The organism is Methylobacterium segetis, assembly GCF_004348265.1.
Lineage (GTDB): Bacteria > Pseudomonadota > Alphaproteobacteria > Rhizobiales > Beijerinckiaceae > Methylobacterium > Methylobacterium segetis.
In genome coordinates, this window is sequence record NZ_SMNT01000017.1 from 1 (window position 1) to 16,864 (window position 16,864).

Consider the following 16,864-nt stretch of genomic DNA (forward strand, 5'->3'; position numbering starts at 1 on the left):
GGGGAGCGGCTGGAGTACATCGACGGGCAGGTAATCCGCATGCTGGTCGGCGGCTCCATCGCCCACGATGCCTTGACCCGGCCCCTCGATGACCTGACGGTACGACCGCGGCGGGAAATGGCTCGAATACCAGACGCTGCCGGACCTCATGCATTTCGTCCTTGTCGCGCAGGACCAGCGCCGGGTTGATTTCTTTCACCGTCAGGGAGACGGATGGCACTACGAAGTCCAACAAGGACCAACGCCGTCCTCCGGCTAGCGGCCATCGGGGTCGAGTTGAGGCTCGACGATCTCTACTCGTCCATCCCGATGCTCGCCCTGGAGGACGGCGACCTTGCTACCCAAGCCACGTTCGCCCCCGCTCAGGTATCGGGCATCGCGGGGATGAAGGGTCTTCCACGCTCGCCGGACATCTACGCCAAGGTTACGGAGATGGACGCCGGCGAGTGTGAGGCGGCCGTAGCTGCCATCGTCGGCTTGGTCGGTACGCCCGCGATGGTGGACTGAGAGTCCGTACTGCCGGAGCGGTTGCAGGACCGGCTGGATGCTGTTCTGAGCGCCAGCACTTACAATGAGGCAGTCCTTTCAGGAGCCGGGCGGCTTAATCATAACCGAAGGGGGGCGGCCCCATGAGGGCTTGGGCCTCCTCCGACGCCCGGTCGACGTTGCGAGGGTGTTTGCCCGCTCTGGCACCCGCCGCGACGACCAACGCCGGATGGAACCCCGTCTTCCTTACCCACTCCGAACCTAAGCGGTCCGTACCCCGACGGCTTCGGCGGCCATGGCGCTCAGCAGGTAACCATCCCCGAAGCGTTGGATCTCGGTCACCAAAGGGCACTGACGAAAGCTCGATGTTGACAGCGGAGAGCATCTCTGAATCAATGCTCTACCGGCCTGAAAACCGGCCGATATGCCGGCGAGGTCAGGCTTCTCAGTAAATCGGTCCACATAACTCGCTTCCCGGGATATGTTTTACTGAGAAATTACAGGCCGTCCCGTCACACGTCGAGATTCGCCACGCTCAGCGCGTTCTCCTGGATGAACTCGCGGCGGGGCTCCACCACGTCGCCCATCAGCTTGACGAACAGGTCGTCCGCGTCGGTCGTGTCCTTGACCTTCACCTGCAGGAGCGAGCGCACGTCGCGGTCGAGCGTCGTTTCCCAGAGCTGCTGGGCGGTCATCTCGCCGAGGCCCTTGTAGCGCTGGAGCTGCAGCCCCTTGCGGCCGAAGGCCATCACCGCCTCGAACAGCCCGACGGGCCCGTGCAATTGCGTCTCGTCGCCCTTGCGGGCGAGCGTCACGGGCTCGCCGTAGATCTCGCGGAGCGCGTCGGCCCGCTCCGCGAGGCGGCGGGCCTCCTGCGAGGCGATCAGGGAGGCGTCGAGCGTCGCGACCTGACGCACGCCGCGCAGCGTCCGGCTCAGCACGTAGCCGCCCTCGGACGCCTCGCCCTGCCAGCCCTGCTCGATCTCGTCGGCGATGATGTCCATGCGCTTGGCCATCATGTCGGCCAGCACCTCGGCCTCGCCCGCGTGCTCGGCGGCCTCCGGCCGGAAGGCGCCCGCGATCACCGCCTGCTCCACCACCGCACGGTCGTAGCGCGTGTGCAGGCCCTGCAGGATCGACCGGAAGCCCCGCGCCTCCTCGACGAGGGCCTTGAGTTGCTCGCCCTGGAATTCGGTGCCGGACGCGAGCCGCAGGATCGCGCCCTCGACGCCCTGGTCGATGAGGTAATCCTCGAGCGCGCGCTCGTCCTTCAGGTAGATCGCCTTGCGCCCGCGCTCGGCTTTGTAGAGGGGCGGCTGCGCGATGTAGAGGTGGCCGCGCTCGATCACCTCCGGCATCTGCCGGAAGAAGAAGGTCAGCAGCAGGGTGCGGATGTGCGAGCCGTCCACGTCCGCATCGGTCATGATGATGATCCGGTGGTAGCGCAGCTTCTCGGGGTTGAAGCCCTCGCGGTCCGTCGACGAGCGGCCGATGCCGGCGCCGAGCGCCGTGATCAGCGTGCCGATCTCGGCCGAGGACAGCATCCGGTCCGCCCGCACGCGCTCGACGTTGAGGATCTTGCCGCGCAGCGGCAGCACCGCCTGGAAGGTGCGGTCGCGACCCTGCTTGGCCGAGCCGCCGGCGGAATCGCCCTCCACCAGCAGGATCTCGCATTTCGTCGGGTCGCGCTCCTGGCAATCGGCGAGCTTGCCGGGCAGCGAGGCGATGTCGAGCGCGCCTTTGCGGGTCACGGTCTCGCGGGCCTTGCGGGCCGCCTCGCGTGCGGAGGCCGCGAGCACAACCTTGCCCATCACGGACCGGGCCTGGCCCGGATTCTCCTCAAGCCAGTTCGAGAGCCCCTCGTTCAGCACGTTCTCGACGGCCGGGCGGACCTCGGAGGAGACGAGCTTGTCCTTCGTCTGCGACGAGAATTTCGGGTCCGGCACCTGGACGGAGATGACCGCGGTCAGGCCTTCGCGGCAATCCTCGCCGGTCAGCGCGACCTTCTCCTTCTTGGCGATGCCCGAGGATTCGGCGTAGCCCGTGATCTGGCGCGTCAGGGCCGCGCGGAAACCCGCCATGTGGGTGCCGCCGTCGCGCTGCGGGATGTTGTTCGTGAAGGGCAGCACGGTCTCGTTGAACGAGTCGTTCCACCAGAACGCCACCTCGACCCGGATGCCGTCGCGCTCTGAGCACACGGTCACCGGCTTCGTCATGCCCTCGATCGGCTTACGCGAGCGGTCGAGGTAGCGCACGAACGCCTCGATGCCGCCCTGGTAGCAGAGCTCCTCGCGCTTGTGCTCGGCGTGGCGCGCGTCGGTGAGCACGATGCGCACGCCGGAATTCAGAAAGGCGAGCTCCCGCAGGCGCTTCTCCAGCGTCGGGTAGTCGAACTCGACCATCGTGAAGGTCTGAGGCGAGGGCAGGAAGGTCACTTCCGTCCCGCGCCGGCCGCCGGCATCGCCCACGACCTTCAGGGGCGCCACCGCGTCGCCGTGGCGGAACTCCATCATATGCTCCTGGCCGTTGCGCCAGATGCGCAGGCGGAGCAGGGTCGAGAGGGCGTTCACCACCGAGACGCCGACGCCGTGCAATCCCCCGGAGACCTTGTAGGAATTCTGGTCGAACTTACCGCCCGCGTGCAGCTGGGTCATGATGACCTCGGCCGCCGAGACGCCCTCCTCCTTGTGGATGTCCACCGGGATGCCGCGGCCGTTGTCGGACACGGTGCAGGAGCCGTCGGCGTTCAGCGTCACGGTGACGAGGTCGGCGTGACCCGCCAGCGCCTCGTCGATGGCATTGTCCACCACCTCGTAGACCATGTGGTGGAGACCCGAACCGTCATCGGTGTCGCCGATATACATGCCCGGCCGCTTGCGCACGGCATCGAGCCCCTTGAGCACGCGGATCGATTCCGCGCCGTACGAGTCGGCGTGTTCCTGTTCGGGGGTGTCGGCCATGAAAATCCTCGGGCAGGCGTCTCTACGTCGGGGGCTGGGCACCTGTCAGGCCGCCCGTCGCCTGCGATTCGTTCAACCCGCCTGATATAGGGGCTCCGCCTTGGAATTGCATCGTTTTCCGGCGTTGAGGCCGCCCCGATCGCTCGATTTTTCGCCGTAGCGTTGAGGATTTGTGAGTGCTGCCGACAGCCGGGTTCCGGTCGCCACGGTGGGGGCCGTTCCCTTAAGAATTCTGGCCTAGTGTTCGACCCGAATCCCGGACTGCCTCATGGACGCGCCAGCCCCTTCTCCTGATCTCGACGAGGTCGAGTGCGAAATCCGGCATGGATTCAGGATGCTGCGCTTCAGTCCCTCGATCGAGCGACAGTTCGAGGCCGACACGGGGGAGGCCCGCTGCCGGCAATTCATCCGGCAGAACTACATCGGCCTGTTCATCTATCACTTCTTCCTCGTGAGCGACTACCGCCTCGTGGGAGACGTATTCCACCTAGACCTCATCATGCACTTTTGCGTCACGACGCCGATGACGTTCGCGGCCCATCTGATCCTGGCCCACAATCCACCGCGCTGGCTCAGAGCCGGATCAGAGACGCTGGTGATGGCGGTGGTCGCGCTGACCATCATCGTCGTCACCTGCGCGAGCCGGATGCCCGATCGGGACATCCTTCTCTTCACCACGGTGCTCGTGGTCCTGTTCATGATCGTGATGCAGGGGATCGAGTTCTTCTACGCCGTTGCCGGCTGCCTCGCGATGTTCGTCATGTCCGTGATCGCGGTGATTACGTTCACCGCCTTCTCGTCCGAGCGGATGCTGATGGCGAACTCGATCATGGCCGGCGTGATGATCTTCTCCCTGTCCGGCTCCTACATGCTCGAACACCGGACCCGGACGGCCTACCTCCTCGCCCTTCGCGACCGGCTGCGCAATCGCGACCTTGAGATCGCGAGCCTGCGCGACGCGCTCACCGGGATCGGCAATCGGCGCGCCCTCGATGCCACGCTGCTGCGCCTCCTCGCCCAGCGAGGCCACGAGCCATGGCGCGCATCTTCGATCCTCCTCCTCGACATCGACCAGTTCAAGACGTTCAACGACACCAACGGGCATCTGGCCGGGGATCGTTGCCTGAAGCGCGTGGCGGGCATACTCGCGAGCAGCGTCCGCGAGGACGAGGGGACGGTGTTCCGTTTCGGCGGCGAGGAGTTCCTGGTCCTGCTCGACGACCTGCCGGCGCCTGAAGGCGGCCTTGGTTGCGGAACGGATCCGGGTGCGCGTCGCCGAATGCCGCATCCCGCGGGATCGGGCCGCCACCGGTTTCGTGACGGTCAGCGTCGGAGTCGCGTCGGGATGCCTCGGGCGTGACACGACCTCGGAGGGTCTGATCGCTGCGGCGGACAGCGCACTCTACGCGGCCAAGCGCGGCGGCCGCAACAAGATCTGGCCTCCGCTCGCAGTGCCGGAGGTCTCGGCCGAATTCGGCAACCGGCGCGTCGCATTGGGCTGAAAGCCGGTTCCGATCGGGCGGGGCCGCGGCCGGTTGCCGGTCGGCGCCTCAATCTTGGAGGAACGGGTTGGTCAATCGCTCCTCGCCGAGCGTTCCCGTCGGGCCGTGGCCGGGGATGAAGGCGAGGTCGTCGCCGAGCGGCAGCACCTTCTCCTTGATCGCGCGGATGAGCTCGGCATGGTTGCCCCCGGGCAGGTCCGTGCGGCCGACCGAGCCCTTGAACACCACGTCGCCGACGAGGGCGAAGCGCGCGTCCCGGCTCACGAACACGACGCTGCCCGGCGAGTGGCCGGGGGCGTGCAGGATGTCGAAGGCGAGCGGGCCGACCTCAACCCGGTCGCCCTCATCGAGCCAACGGTCCGGCGTGACGGCGCGCGCCCCCGCGATACCGTAGCCGGCGCCGGTCTCGGGCAGGGAATCGAGCAGGAAACGGTCGGCCTCGTGCGGGCCCTCGACGGGCACGTTGCCGAGGCGCTCGCGCAGCTCCGCCGCGCCGCCCGCGTGGTCGATGTGGCCGTGCGTGAGCAGGATCTTCTCGATCGTGATGCCCTGCTCGCGGATCGCCGCCTCGATCCGGTCGAGGTCGCCGCCCGGATCGACCACGGCGCCGACTTTGGTGGCCTCGTCCCAGATCAGGGTGCAGTTCTGCTGGAAGGGCGTGACCGGGATGATTCCGGCGCGGGGCGTGCCTGGCATCGGGACTCGTTTCGGGTTTGTCGCCCGGACGGGGCGGGACGGGCCGGCCCTTCTAGCGCGCCTTCGCGCCCTGCGCGAATCGCCTTCAGGCCGGGCTGCGCTTCAGCAGGGCGTCGAGCCCGCCGACCCGGTACCAGTGATAGCCGTAGCCTTCGAGGCAGAGGACGTGGCGCCCCCTCTCCCCGGCGCTGCGGGCGCCGGTCAGGAGGTCGATCAGGAGATCGCCTTCCGGCGGCTCGATGCCCGTCGCCAACTGGATCTCGATCGGGCGGGCGGCGAGGTTGAACACGCAGAGCACGGCGTTGTTGCGCCAATCGTAGCGCAGGGCGAGCACGGCGCTCTCGCCGGTCTCGAGGGCGGTCACCGCGCCCCAGCCGATCTCGGGCGCCTCCTTGCGCAGGCGGATCATGCTCTGCATCCAGGCGAGCAGAGAATCCTTGTCGTGGCGCTGCTCGGCGACGTTGACGTGCTCGTATCCGTAAGGCCCCTTGCCGATCACCGGCATGGTCGGCCGCTCCGACTTCGTGAAGCCGCCGTTCCTCTCACCCGTCCACTGCATCGGGGTGCGGGCGCAATCGCGCTCCTTCAGCGAGAGATCGTCGCCCATGCCGATCTCGTCGCCGTAGCGCAGGACCGGGGTGCCGGGCAGGCCGAGCATCAGCGCGTAGGCGAGGCGGATCCGGCGGGAATCGCCCTGCAGCATCGGCGCGAGGCGGCGGCGGATGCCGCGCTCGTAGAGCTGCATGTCCTTGTCCGGCCCGAAGGCGTCGAACACGGTCTGGCGCTGCTTCTCGGTCAGCCGCCCGAGGTCCAGCTCGTCGTGATTGCGCAGGAAGGTCGCCCACTGGGCGGAGGCCGGACGCTGCCAGGTCTTGTCGATGGCCTTGATGAGGGGGCGCGTGTCGCCGGCGGCGAGCGCGTAGAAGGTCGCCTGATTGACCTGGAAGTTGAACATCATGTGCATGCGATCGGCGTCGTCGCCGAAATAGTCGAGGTCCTGCTTCGGAAGGATGTTCGCTTCCGCCAGGATGATCGCGTCGCCCTTTCGCCACTGCAGGAACTCGCGGAAGTCGCGCAGCATGTCGAACTGCTCGACCGGCTCGCCCGTCACGTCGGCACCCTTCTTGGCGATGACGAAGGGGACCGCGTCCATGCGGAAGCCCGAGACGCCGAGCTCGATCCAGAAGCCCATGATCTTCAGGATCTCGGCCCGCACTTCCGGGTTCGCGGTGTTGAGGTCGGGCTGGAAGTCGAAGAAGCGGTGGAAGTAGTAGGCCTTCGCCTTCGCGTCGTAGGTCCAGGTCGTCTTCTGCACGCCGGGAAAGACCATGCCCTCGTCGGCGTTGGCGGGCTTCTCGGCCGACCAGACGTACCAGTCGCGGTGGGGTGAGTCCGGGTCGGAGCGCGCCGACTGGAACCAGCGGTGCCGGTCCGAGGTGTGGTTGACCACGAGATCGATGATGACGCGCAATCCCCGCTGCTTGGCGGCGTGCGTGAAGGCGACGAAGTCGCCGAGCGAGCCGTAATCGGGGTCGACCCCGTAATAATCCGAGATGTCGTAGCCGCCGTCCTTCTTCGGCGAGGGCTGGAACGGCATCAGCCAGATGGCCGTGATCCCGAGCCCTTGCAGGTAGTCGAGCCGCCGCTCCAGACCCGCGAAATCGCCGATCCCGTCGCCGTTCGCATCCATGAAGGTGCGCACCGACAGGCAGTAGATGACGGCGTTCTTGTACCAGAGATCGGTGATCATGCGGTCTCCGAGGGACGGCCCGGGTGGTGCGGCGGCCGAGACCCTAACGCTCAAGGTTGCAACTTGGTCGCGCGGCCATTTCAGATCCGTGCGCGGCGACGGATCCTTCACCCTGACGCCGAAATTCAGCTTCCAGGCGGTTCCGAAGGGCAGAAGGGCGTCGCCGCGGCCCGAAAGTGGGACGCGGCGTCAATCTTCTTCGATTAAGGGAGGGTCGGGGGCAGATGAGGCGGTCTGCCTGAACTCGATAAAGGCAGACCATGAGACGTATCCTGATCGGCGCCCTGCTCTGCGCGGCGCTGGCGCTTCCGGCCGAGGCGCGGAATTTCGCGGTGCCTCCGAAGAATCCGGCCATGACGGTCGTCGTGCCCGACAGCTGGAAGGTCCGGGAGATCGATTTCGGCTTCTCCGCCCGATCACCGGACGACGAGGTGGTGTTCTACGTCGAATATGCGAGCAAGAAGAAGCTCGACGCGATGCTCGAGACGAACCGCGCCTGGATGCGCGAGAACGAGATCGACGACAGCGTGAAGCCGCTCGAGAAGGAGATGGACTTCAACGGCGCCTCCGGCACCGTGCTGCGCTACGACACCAAGGACGCGAACGGGAAGACCATCGTCGACTTCGTGCTCCTCAGCGGCGGCGAGAACCAAGTGATCATGCTCACCCTCTGGGGCTCGGAGGAGGAGCGCGCCTCCCACAAGGCCGAGATCTCGGCGATCATGAACAGCGTGCGGCCGATCAAGTGAGGGAGGGAGAGGCATGATGCGCACCATCCTCGCCGCACCCCTGGCGGCCTGTCTCGCCCTTGGGCCGGCCGCGGCTGCCGACGATTTCTGGTCTGGCGCGAAGGCGAAGGTCGGAGCCGGGCAGAACGCCGCCGCGGGCTCCAGCCTCGGCGAGTACGAGGCGGCCGAGCGCGCGGTCTCGGAAGCCTGGGGGCGCCTGCCCTTCTCGACCCGCCGCGCGATGTTCGTCAATCGGAAGGCGGCCCTCTACGGCGACTACGACCGGCGCGGCTCGAATGTCTTCGCGCCGGGCGAGCCGCTCCTCAGCTACGTCGAGCCCATCGGCTTCGGCTATCGCAAGTCCGGCGACCTCCATACCTTCGAGGGGACGATCGACTTCTCGATCCGGACCCGCACCGGCGAGGAACTCGGCAGCCAGAAGGCGTTCCAGACCTACAGCCTGACAAGCCATGCGCCGGCGCGCGAGTTCTTCCTCAACCTCACGATCACGCTCGACGGGGCGCCGCCCGGCGACTACGTCCTCGTCTTCACGCTCAACGACACGGTCCGCAAGACGAGCACGCCGGTCGAGCAGCCCTTCACGATCCGGGGGGCCGAGGGCCGGGCACCTTAAATCAGCCGCGTTGTCATCCCCATCTGGGGTCGGGACGGCCGCGCTTGATCGGCGCGCCGTCCCGAGCGTTGTGTCAAGCCGGCCGGTGCCCATTCCCTGATGAACACCATCCTGATCAAGCTGTTCGCGACGGCGCTGACGTTGAGCCAGGTCACGACCCGGCCCGACGCGGTCAGGACCCAGTTCGATCCCGGCACCGATGGCGCCGAGGTCGTGCAAATCCTGCGCGACGGCTGCGCGCACATGCGCAAGGCCTTCGACATCGAGGACATCAACCTCGACGAGCTGATCTCGACCGCGATGGAGGATCCGAGCGCGGTGGCGGGCGCCGGCGCGCCGAAGCTCCTGCACGGGCTCGACATCGGGGAGCTCAACACGAGCTACCGCCAGTTCTGCAAGGGCGAGAACCCGAAGGATTCGCCCTTCGACGCCGCGGAGGTGATCGCCTTCTACAACAAGGCCGTGACCGACCTCCCCTCGGCCGAGGCGCTGCGCGATGCGAAGTTGCCCGGCGCCAGCGTCATCCTGGACGGCTCGGGCAAGCCCTACGCCGAGACCTTCGAGGCGAACGGGCGCCGCCTCACGGTGCCGATCGCCTCGGTGCCGCCGCTCGTGCGCCAGGCCTTCGTCGCCGCCGAGGACAAGCGCTTCGAGATCCACCACGGCATCGACGAGCGCGGCGTCATCCGCGCCTTCATCGGCAATCTCGCCTCGCCGGGGCGTCCCCAAGGCGGCTCGACCATCACCCAGCAGGTGGTGAAGAACCTCTCGGTCGGCGACGACGTCACCTACGAGCGCAAGATCCGCGAGATGATCGTGGCTGGGCGGCTCGAGCGGATCCTCACGAAGCCCGAGATCCTCGGCCTCTACCTCACCGGGATCTATCTCGGCCGCGGCGCCTACGGCATCGAGATGGCCGCGCGCAGCTATTTCGGCAAATCGGTTGGCGACCTGACTCTGCCGGAGGCGGCGCTCCTGGCCGGCATGCCGAAGGGCCCGAACTACTACAGCCCCGACAAGTACCCGGACCGTGCCCGCGAGCGGCGCGCCTACGTGCTCTCTCGCCTCAAGGAGGAGGGCGTGATCACCGAGGCCCAGATGGCGCAGGCCGTGACGTCCGATCTCGGATTGAAGCCCGTCGATACGGCGAGGCGCGATTCCGGCTTCTACGTCGTCGACCACCTCGCCCGCGAGGCGCGCACCTTCGGCGGGCTCGACTCGCTCACGGCCGCCTCCTTCACGGTGCGCTCGACGATCAATGCCGGGCTGCAGCGGGCGACCGAGAGCGTCCTGCAGGACGGCCTCGCGACCTACGAGCGCGCCACCGGCCGGCAGAGCTTCACGGGACCGGAATTCAACCTCGCCGACGCGGTTCGGAAGATCGAGGCCGCTGCCCCTGCGCCCTCGCCAGCGCCGGCCGCCGCGCCGGTGCCTCCCCCCGCGGCCGAGGCGAAGGCGTCGCCCGAGGCCCGCAGGCCGCCGGCCAAGGCCGCGAGCGCCCGGCCGCCCGTCGCGAAGGTCGTGGGCCCGAAGCCGGCCTGGCTCCGGGCACTGGAGAGCGCGCGAGCCCCCCTCTACGACGTGCATTGGCCGCTCGCCGTGGTGCTGGAAGCAGGGCGCGGCCCCGTCAGGGTCGGGCTCGCCGACGGCCGGATCGCGAGCCTCGATCCCGGCATCGCGCGCGGCAAGCTCCAGGTCTACGACGCGGTGCGGGTGAAGCTCCGCGAGGGCAAGGGCGCGCTGCGCGCCGAGATCCGGGTGCGGCCTGCGGTCCAGGGCGCCGCGCTCGTGCTGGAAAACCGCACCGGACGCATCCTCGCGATGTCCGGCGGCTTCTCCTATCCGGTCAGCCAGCTCAACCGCGTGACCCAGGCCGTGCGCCAGCCCGGCTCGACCCTGAAGCCCCTCACCTATCTGGCAGCGCTCAATGCCGGGTTGCAGCCGAACACGCTCGTGATGGACTCCGCCGTGACCCTGCCGCCCATCGGCGGTATCGGTGATTCCTGGTCGCCGAAGAACTACGACGGTGGCGGCTCCGGCGCCACGACCCTGCGGCGGGGCCTCGAATTCTCGAAGAACCTCGTCACGGCCCGCCTCCTTCAGGGCGGCATCGCCGAGAAGGCGCCGGCGAGCCTCCAGCGGGTCTGCGACATCGCCCTCGAGGCCCAGATCTACGCCGAATGCGAGCGCTACTACCCGTTCGTGCTGGGCGCCCAGCCGGTGCGGATGCTCGATCTCGCCGCCTTCTACGCGGCCGTGGCGAACGAGGGCGTCCGCCCCACGCCCTACGCCCTCGAAGGCATCGAGCGGGACGGCAAGGCGATCTACACGCATGCGGCGCGCGACCCGGTGCGGATCGGCTCGGCGGACAGGGTCGCCTTCTACCAGCTCAAGACCATGCTGCAGGGCGTGACGAACCACGGCACCGCCGCGGCGCTCGCCCGCAACTCTGCCTACGTCGCAGGCAAGACCGGCACCTCGGAGAATGAGAACGACGCGTGGTTCGCAGGCTTCACCAACGAGGTCACGGTGGTGGTGTGGGTGGGCTACGACAACGCCGACGGCACCCGCCGCACGCTGGGGCGCGGCCAGACGGGCGGGCACGTCGCGGTTCCGATCGCGGGCTCGATCCTGCAGGCCGCCTGGGCGAACGGGGTGCCACGCACTCCGCTCAACCCGCCCTCCCAGGAAGCACGGCGCAACCTGATCGACCTGCCGGTCGATCCCCGCAGCGGCGAGCGCGTCGCGGGCGGCGGGTTCCTGGAGCATTTCCGCACGCAGGGCGACGGCCGCATGGCGGACACCCAGTACCGCCTCGTGCCGCGCGAGACGCTCTACGCGATGCGGCCGGACGCGCAGGACGGCGACGGCCTCGGCGGCGCCGAGGACGGTGCGGACGTGCGGGGCGACTTCTTCGGCAACCGCGCGCCCGAATCCGACTTCCTCGATCCCTATGGCGGGCGCGGGCAGCAGCCGGGCCGCAGCCGTCGCGCTCAAGGGGACCTCGACGGGTACCAGGACGGATACCGCGCGTGGCCCGGTCAGACGAGCCGCTCGCCCTTCGGAGACGAGGATGTGTCGCGGCCCCGCCGTCGCGATCCGGACTGGCTCTTCGGCGACGATCCGCGCTACTGAGCCGGCATTCCCAGACCATTCCCGAACCTGAGGCCCGAGACGTGCGGACGCATCTGACGGCATCCCTTGCCTACGTGCTTGCCCTCCCCCTCCTCGCCGGGGCAGCGGCCCCGGCGCTCGCCCAGGCGGCGAGGGAGCCCGCTGCGGGCATGGCGGCGCAGGCGCCGGCCGCGCCCGAGCGCATCCGGGAGGTGCCCTCGGTGACCGCCCTCGACCCGGCGCAGATCAAGCCCGGCACGATCCTGTTCACCGACCACCGGGACAACCCGTCCGCGCCCGAGAACGGCCTCACGCCCTATCTCGACTGGGTCCGGAATCGTCCGGCCGAGGCCGCCGCCCTCGCCCCGTTTCCCGGCTACAAGGAGCCGGATTACACCGTGACCGTGAACGGCGTGACCAAGCCCCGGCACGAGACGCTCAAGGTCTACGTGGCGGAGGGACGCTTCGTGGTCGCCCGCCCGCCCGAGGCGATCGACCTCGCGGCCTTCGCGAACCTCGCCTTCGTCCAGAGGATGGATCCGGCGATCCGGCACAAGGCGGTCGATCCCGCCGACGTGACGCCGACGAAGGATCCGGCCGCCGCGTTCGCCAAGCGGCCCGACCGGCCCTGGTGCGCGGATGCCGCCGCCTGCATCGAGTCGCGCTACGACCTCGAGGGCAAGCTGCCCCTCGGCGTGAAGCTCGCCAACAAGCTGGAGGAAGGCTCGTCGAAGAAGATCGCCGAGTTCGTCTCCTTCCAGAGCGAGCTGCGCGTCCTCCCGGCCGCGGAGGCCGCGGCCTTGTCGAAGCTCACCCGGGTCGACACCGCGGTGACGGGCGGGCTCGAACAGACGATCTTCTGGGTCAACCAGATCCTGCGCTTCGGCAAGTTCCTGGCCGTGTTCCAACCGATGCCGGGCGATCCGACGAAGACGGTGGTCACGACCTACATGGCGCTCGCCATCAAGGCCGACGTGCTCGACCGGAAGGCGGAGTATGCGCGCGTGCCCGTGCTCAAGAACCTGCTGCCGGCCCAGGTGCTGATGGGCAATTCGAGCTTCAACACGGGCAACTCGATCAGCGCCGGGCTGCCCACCTACGCCCGCAACCGCATCGCCGCCTTCGCGGACGCGCTGGCGAAGCGGTAGCCGGCCGGGCGCGCCGTCCGGTCCGATGCGCCAGGGACGCTCTCTCCTCGAGAGGAGGAGCGACCCGTACTCGATACGGAGCAGCGGCCCGGCTCAGTAGCCCCGGTTCGCGATCGAGGGGATCGAGGGCTGCGTGTAGAGGCGGTTCACGTCCCGGCGGGTCTGGGTCCCGTTCGTGTCGTTCGAGCGGCGGAAATTGTCGGTGTTGAAGGTCTCGGACAGTCCGCTGCGGCTGTCGGGACCCTCGACGCTGTTGCAGGCCGCGAGACCGGCGGCGAGAGCCGCGATGAGGGCGAGGGGCTTGAGGCGCATGTCGTCTTCCAGATCTCGTCGCTGAGCGTCGCCGCTCGGGGTCGGGGCGTGGTGGTGCCCGGCGGGCGGCCCCGTCAAGCATGGTTCACGGGGCGTGGACCATTGCCGCCAGGGTGATGCCGGGCGGCCACGAAAAACACACCAATCCGCGTCGAATCGGCCACGCAACCGCGGCAATCGTGTGGAGGATCGGGCGCGGAGTCTGGCGAATCCCCGAGCTTTTGAAGAAGACTGGCGTCGATGAGCAACGTCCTGCCCTTCCGCCAGCGCCAGCCCGCCGCTCAACTTGCGCGGTGCGAGGTCGTGGCCGTCGCCGGTGATCTCCTCGATCTGCTGGAGCAGCTTGAGGGCCTCAGCGCCCGGGCCGCTGCGATGGGCCGACCGCCGCTGGAGGTCGAGCGCACAGTCCAGAATCTCCTCGATGCGGTCAGCGCCGTCGAGCGCGCCCTCGACTGCATCGGCGAGGGCGACGAGGCGGCACCCGGCTGACCCATCGGTACAGCTCAACCCTTAGATTGTACCGGAACTGTCACGTTAACCCCCCGTTGAAGGTGGGACGTCCCGCCGCAGTTGCGGGAGAGCCTGCCGGAGGGGACCGATGCCGACGACCCAGACCCGCCTCGCCCGTCGTTCACGCAAGCATGGATTCGCGCTGACGCTCGCCGCGGCCGGGATCGTGCTCGGGACGGCGGCCGTCCACGCGCAGGAAGAAGGGCTCGGCGGCTTGTTCCGCCAGCTCTTCTCGCCCGCGCAGCCCACTCCGCAGACGGCTCCTCCCGCCGAAGTCCAGATGCCCAGCGCCGCGCGGTATTACGGCCGCCGGCACGCGCAGGGCGGTCGCGTGCGGCCGAAGGTGCGGTACGCCGCGCTGCCGAAGCCCGAACCCCTCAAGGTCCGCATCACCGACCGGCAGCAGCCCCTCGACATGAAGGCGGGCGCTGCGGCCGCGCTCCTGAGGGACGAGACCCTGCGCCCCGGCGACATCGTCATCCTCAAGGACGGCGCCCGCGTCTTCACGGGCAACCCGGACAAGAAGCACGCGATGCACGAGTTCGAGCCGGTCGACCGCTCGCGGCAAGTGGACAAGAAGACCCGGCGGCTCCTCGCGGGCATGATGGCCCCCGTCGGCGCACTTCCCGCCGACGAGGCGCGGCGCCAGATGGCCCGCCTGAAGCGCGCTGCGACGCCCCGGCACTCCGAGCCGCTTCAGGCCGAGGCGGTGCAGACGGAAGCGGCGGTGCGGGTGATCAACCCCTGGTCGACGAGCCCCTGAGGAGGGCTGCGCTTACGCGGCCGCGGCGCCCGAGACGCTCGCCCACACCGTGCCGTAATGGCATGCGGTACCCACGAGCACGAAGCCGTGCCAGATCGCGTTCTGGAACGGCAGGCTTCGCCAAACGTGGAAGACGACGCCGAAGGAGTAGAGCAGGCCGCCCAATGCGAGCAGCCAGAGCGCCGTCGGCTGCAGGGCGGCGATCACGGATTCGTAGGCGAGAAGGCCGCTCCACCCCAGCATCAGATAGAGGGCGATGGAGAGGCGGTCGAAGCGGCCGGGCAGGAACAGCTTCACGCCGATGCCGATGCCGGCCACCACCCAGATGAAGGCCAGGAGCCCGTAGGCCGTGGGGCCTGTGCCGACCAGCGTGACGAGCGGCGTGTAGGTCCCCGCGATCATCAGGTAGATCAAGGCGTGGTCGGCCCGCCGCAGGAGCCATTTCCGCGGGTGGACCGGGTGGAGGTTGTAGATGGCCGATACGGCCAGCATCGAGACCAGCACCGCTGAGTAGACGAGGATCGCGGCGCGGGCACCCCAGCCGAGATGGGCCGCGGTCGCCGTCACAACCAGTGCGATTGCGCCGGCGAGACCCAGCACCACGCCGACACAATGGATCACCCCATCGGCCATGATCTCGCGACGGGTATAGTTCCAAGTCAGGCCAACGGGTCGTCCATCTTCCGCCAGGAACATTTCTGCCTCCAGCACCATGCGAAGGCTAAGCTTTTTCTCTGAAAGTCGTTCCGTGGGAAAAGTGCGGATTCCGGGTTACTCCCAGTTATTTGAGCCGGATTGGTAAAGGCTTGTGCACTGCAAGACATTTCGCCGCGCGGCAAAAGCAAGCCGCACCTGTGTTGCGGGCAGGCGATGCGGTCGCCTACCCCTCTCCGGTCGAACGAGGTCTCGCGATCATTGAACCCACTGTAGATCAGACCCTTCGTTCGGCCAGGGCCTCGTAGCCGAAGGGAATGCTCGCGGGGCCCAGCGTCGCGGATGCAGGCACCGTGCCGCGGCTGAGGCGGGCGTGGACCACGGCCATCACCAGCACGGCCATCGCGAGGACCTGATGCGCGAGGGCGGCCCAGAGCGGCACGGCGAGGAGGAGCGCGGTGATGCCGAGGGCGGCCTGGAGGAGAGCGAGGCCCGCGATGCCGGCCGCCCGCCGGGCCGCGCCGCGGCCCGCCAGACGTGCGTCGAGGGCGTGGAGCAGGGCGACGGCGAGCAGGAGATAGGCCGTCATGCGGTGGTTGAACTGGACGAGGGTGACGTTGTCGACGAAGTTCTCGATCCAGGGCTTCACGACGAACAGGCCGGACAGGTCGGGCACAAGATCGCCGTTCATCGTGGGCCACGTGTTGTAGACGAGACCGGCATGGGAGCCCGCCACGAGGCCGCCGAGAAAGATCTGCAGCAGCACCAGAAGAGGTAGGGCGTAGGCGGTGCGGCGCAGCCGGGCGCCTGCCGGCCGGCCCGTCGCTCCGCGCAGGCCCGCGGCGAGCCAGACGAGGCCCGCCAGGATGAGGCTCGCCGTCGTCAGGTGCAGGGCGAGCTTGAGCGGCGCTACGGCCGTCATGCCGGGCTGAAGGCCCGAGGCCACCATGATCCAGCCGATCGCCCCTTGCAGGCCGCCCAGAAGCCCGAGCCCGAGCAGGGCGAGCCCGAGGCGAAGGTTCAGGCGTCCGCGCAGCCAGAACACGACGAGGGGCAGGAAGAAGGCGAGGCCGATGATGCGGCCGAGCATCCGGTGACCCCATTCCCAGGCGTAGAGAACCTTGAAATCCGAGAGGCCGAGCCCCTGGTTCAGGATGCGGTATTGCGGCGTATCCTTGTACCTCTCGAATTCCGCGGCCCAGGCCTCGGCCGTGAGGGGAGGCACGGCGCCCGTCACCGGCCGCCATTCCGTGATCGAGAGGCCCGAGCCGGTCAGCCGCGTCGCGCCGCCGACCGCCACCATCGCGACGACGAGGGCGGCGAGCAGGTAGAGCCAGGTGCGAAGGGCCCTGTTCGCCGGAGGAATCGCGGTCGCGGCGGAGATCATGCTGTCGGTTGCCTTCGGTCTCGATCGGGCAGGCCCGGCGCCGAGTTCGACGGAGGCGGAGGGCGCGCTCAGGGCAGGCTCTTACGGCAGCGAGGATCGGCGGGGCAACGCCTGCCGATGCCGCAGCGGGGGAAGCCGCGCCGATTGTGCCCCCTCCCCGGCACGCGAGGCGCCGCGCAGGAAGGGGCCGATGCGAGCGACGCCGCCGGAGAAGCCGCGG

General features: G+C 68.5%; 15 protein-coding genes. 9 read left to right on the plus strand and 6 right to left on the minus strand.

Annotation, left to right across the window (positions count from 1 at the left end):
• The first annotated feature begins 213 nt into the window (after window positions 1–213).
• A complete protein-coding gene (locus E1J50_RS06415) occupies window positions 214–507 on the plus strand; it encodes a hypothetical protein (RefSeq protein WP_007563909.1) in 294 nt (97 codons plus the stop codon).
• A 491-nt stretch (window positions 508–998) separates the two neighbouring features.
• Here the strand turns inward: E1J50_RS06415 and gyrB are convergent, their stop codons facing one another.
• Complete coding sequence (gene gyrB, locus E1J50_RS06420) at window positions 999–3,446, minus strand: DNA topoisomerase (ATP-hydrolyzing) subunit B (RefSeq protein ID WP_132251578.1); 2,448 nt, start codon at window positions 3,444–3,446, stop codon at window positions 999–1,001.
• A 334-nt stretch (window positions 3,447–3,780) separates the two neighbouring features.
• On the opposite strand from gyrB, the gene E1J50_RS06425 reads away from it, so the two are divergent.
• Both E1J50_RS06425 and E1J50_RS28495 read left to right on the plus strand, forming a co-directional pair.
• On the plus strand, window positions 3,781–4,806 hold the full coding sequence (locus E1J50_RS06425) for a GGDEF domain-containing protein (RefSeq protein ID WP_165937799.1): 1,026 nt from the start codon (window positions 3,781–3,783) through the stop codon (window positions 4,804–4,806).
• Entirely contained in the window at window positions 4,712–4,948 is a 237-nt protein-coding gene (locus tag E1J50_RS28495) for a diguanylate cyclase domain-containing protein (protein WP_165937800.1), read from the plus strand. Before E1J50_RS06425 ends, E1J50_RS28495 begins: the two co-directional genes overlap by 95 nt.
• A gap of 48 nt (window positions 4,949–4,996) precedes the next feature.
• Here the strand turns inward: E1J50_RS28495 and E1J50_RS06435 are convergent, their stop codons facing one another.
• On the minus strand, window positions 4,997–5,644 hold the full coding sequence (locus E1J50_RS06435) for an MBL fold metallo-hydrolase (RefSeq protein ID WP_132251582.1): 648 nt from the start codon (window positions 5,642–5,644) through the stop codon (window positions 4,997–4,999).
• Window positions 5,645–5,729: 85 nt separating this feature from the next.
• Window positions 5,730–7,394, minus strand: a complete 1,665-nt coding sequence (locus E1J50_RS06440) for an alpha-amylase family protein (RefSeq protein WP_132251585.1) — start codon at window positions 7,392–7,394, stop codon at window positions 5,730–5,732.
• Between the two features lie 260 nt (window positions 7,395–7,654).
• Between E1J50_RS06440 and E1J50_RS06445 the strand changes: the two genes are divergently transcribed.
• From E1J50_RS06445 to E1J50_RS06460, 4 genes are all read left to right on the plus strand, one after another.
• Entirely contained in the window at window positions 7,655–8,143 is a 489-nt protein-coding gene (locus E1J50_RS06445) for a hypothetical protein (RefSeq protein WP_132251587.1), read from the plus strand.
• Window positions 8,144–8,156: 13 nt separating this feature from the next.
• Window positions 8,157–8,756, plus strand: coding sequence for a hypothetical protein (locus E1J50_RS06450; RefSeq protein WP_132251590.1), 600 nt, complete (start codon window positions 8,157–8,159; stop codon window positions 8,754–8,756).
• A 99-nt stretch (window positions 8,757–8,855) separates the two neighbouring features.
• Complete coding sequence (locus E1J50_RS06455) at window positions 8,856–11,891, plus strand: penicillin-binding protein 1A (protein ID WP_132251593.1); 3,036 nt, start codon at window positions 8,856–8,858, stop codon at window positions 11,889–11,891.
• Window positions 11,892–11,932: 41 nt separating this feature from the next.
• On the plus strand, window positions 11,933–13,018 hold the full coding sequence (locus E1J50_RS06460) for a hypothetical protein (RefSeq protein WP_132251596.1): 1,086 nt from the start codon (window positions 11,933–11,935) through the stop codon (window positions 13,016–13,018).
• A 93-nt stretch (window positions 13,019–13,111) separates the two neighbouring features.
• On the opposite strand, the gene E1J50_RS06465 is transcribed toward E1J50_RS06460, so the two are convergent.
• Window positions 13,112–13,330 (minus strand): hypothetical protein, encoded by a 219-nt coding sequence (locus tag E1J50_RS06465; protein WP_132251598.1) that lies wholly within the window; start codon window positions 13,328–13,330, stop codon window positions 13,112–13,114.
• A 240-nt stretch (window positions 13,331–13,570) separates the two neighbouring features.
• Here E1J50_RS06465 and E1J50_RS06470 point away from each other — a divergent pair, with 240 nt between their 5' ends.
• Together E1J50_RS06470 and E1J50_RS06475 are read left to right on the plus strand one after the other, a co-directional pair.
• Window positions 13,571–13,819, plus strand: coding sequence for a hypothetical protein (locus E1J50_RS06470; RefSeq protein ID WP_132251601.1), 249 nt, complete (start codon window positions 13,571–13,573; stop codon window positions 13,817–13,819).
• Window positions 13,820–13,928: 109 nt separating this feature from the next.
• A complete protein-coding gene (locus tag E1J50_RS06475; protein ID WP_132251603.1) occupies window positions 13,929–14,603 on the plus strand; it encodes a hypothetical protein in 675 nt (224 codons plus the stop codon).
• A 12-nt stretch (window positions 14,604–14,615) separates the two neighbouring features.
• Here E1J50_RS06475 and trhA read toward each other — a convergent pair whose 3' ends face one another.
• Window positions 14,616–15,299, minus strand: coding sequence for a PAQR family membrane homeostasis protein TrhA (gene trhA / locus E1J50_RS06480; RefSeq protein WP_132251606.1), 684 nt, complete (start codon window positions 15,297–15,299; stop codon window positions 14,616–14,618).
• A 235-nt stretch (window positions 15,300–15,534) separates the two neighbouring features.
• A complete protein-coding gene (locus E1J50_RS06485; RefSeq protein ID WP_132251609.1) occupies window positions 15,535–16,644 on the minus strand; it encodes a COX15/CtaA family protein in 1,110 nt (369 codons plus the stop codon).
• Window positions 16,645–16,864: the final 220 nt, after the last annotated feature.